Origin of the sequence: Alloprevotella rava (genome assembly GCF_014195585.1) — a bacterium.
In the GTDB taxonomy this organism is placed as follows: Bacteria; Bacteroidota; Bacteroidia; order Bacteroidales; family Bacteroidaceae; genus Alloprevotella; species Alloprevotella rava.
The window spans coordinates 1-1,508 of record NZ_JACICA010000026.1; the positions used below are offsets into that span (position 1 = coordinate 1).

General features: G+C 51.4%; 1 protein-coding gene and 2 pseudogenes. All 3 read right to left on the bottom strand.

Features of this window, described 5'->3' with window-relative positions; genetic code table 11:
• Nucleotides 1–282, bottom strand: a pseudogene (locus FHS60_RS10260) (hypothetical protein); the annotation flags it as partial.
• An 84-nt stretch (nt 283–366) separates the two neighbouring features.
• Complete coding sequence (locus tag FHS60_RS10265; RefSeq protein WP_183698174.1) at nt 367–543, bottom strand: hypothetical protein; 177 nt, start codon at nt 541–543, stop codon at nt 367–369.
• Between the two features lie 89 nt (nt 544–632).
• Nucleotides 633–1,508, bottom strand: a pseudogene (locus tag FHS60_RS10270) (peptidase M26); the annotation flags it as partial.

The following is a 1,508-nucleotide window of genomic DNA, read 5'->3' on the forward strand; positions in this document are numbered from 1 at the left end:
TCCTTTCCACCCTCTGTATCGCGCAGGATGATCCAGCGGATAGCATAGCCGTCGTCAGCCTTTACGCTGAGGACGGAGCCCTTTGCCAGTTCGTAGTTCTGTCACATTCTTGTGCTTGCCTAAGTTGCGTGAGCGGAAAATCTCATAGCCCGCACGATCATAAAATGTTTCGTGCGGTATTTCTCGTAGTCCCGCATTACTATAATCTGCTGCCACTGTCGGCGCCGCCAGCAAAAGGGCGAAGAAGAGGCATAGCCTCTGAATGATGTTTGTTGTTTTCATTGTGTTGATAAAGTTATACGATTATTGGGAGTACAATTACTCATTGCTGGATGCACTCCTAATGTTTTTAATACAGAACTTGTTTTATTCATCCCAATTCCAGAATGAAGGATTTTCTTCTTCGTAGTCGGATTGCTGTCTGGAAAGTGCGGGCCCTGTAGCAGGATCTTCGCTGATGCCTACGTCAATAGAACCTGCAATGATGCAGCCTGTTTCAATAGATTTTGTTTTGATGCTTGGTTGGATATACTCCTTTTTCATTGTTGTGATGATTTTTAATGCCTCCTCTCTGCTTGCTTCCCCATGAGGAAGAGAAGCGAACGGGGCAGAGAGGGAGGCGGGGTTATTAATTATTTCTTCATTATTTTCTTTCCGTTCCCAATGTAAAGGCCATTGGGTTGGTTTTTGAGGGTATTGCCGATGTATCGTCCCTGGAGATCGTAGTAACGCACGGTGCTATCGTCGGTGTTTTCCACGCCGTTAATGCCTGTGGTTTCTCCATTAAGGATGATGTCGAGCATCCTGGCGCCTGCCGAAGATGTTGTGATGTACGCACGATAGGGAAGAACTACGGCTCCGGTGTTCTCCGTCGTTACTTTATGGAACTTTCCGTCGTCCTGCAGAATGTAGGCGTTGGCGGCGGCTGCTGTAGCGTTGTCCACGGCTGTTACCGTGCCCACGAATCTGAAAGCTCCGGCGGGCTGCTTCAAGCCATCGTCCTTGTAGGCTTTCACCTGTAGGTTATAGCCGCCGAGTTGTGGTGTGCCGTCAGCAGTGAGTAGGTAAGGTTTGTAGGCTTCGAGCTTATCCTTCGCATCCGCGAAATGGACTGCGCTATTGTTGCCGCCCGAGAGGGTGTAGGCCTTGAATCCTTGGATCGGCAGCTCGTAGGGCAGGCAGAGGGTGGCGTTGTTCTTGCTGCTGAAGGGGCGTTCGTAGGTTGCCTTCGTGGCGGTGAAGTCGAGCCCGATGGGCAACGGCTGTCCGTCGGTGAGGCGGAAGTCGTCACACGTCCAGCCTTTCTTTGCCGCGTCGTAATACACGTAGTTCGCCTTGCTCTTGTCGGCTGTGTTGTAGAAGTCGGGCATTTCACCCAACTGCTGTGCCCAGTAGCACTTGTCGGTGCGGTTGTTCTGCAACTTGTAGGCCACCTCGCCGTTCTTGAGCTGCTCCTCGGTTACCCGGTCGCCCTGTGCCTTGCCGCAGGTGTTGAGGTAGTAACAGTG

Coding starts and splice junctions, on each gene's coding strand:
- FHS60_RS10265 (WP_183698174.1), bottom strand. CDS start 543: ATGAAAAAGGAGTATATCCAACCAAGCATCAAAACAAAATCTATTGAA.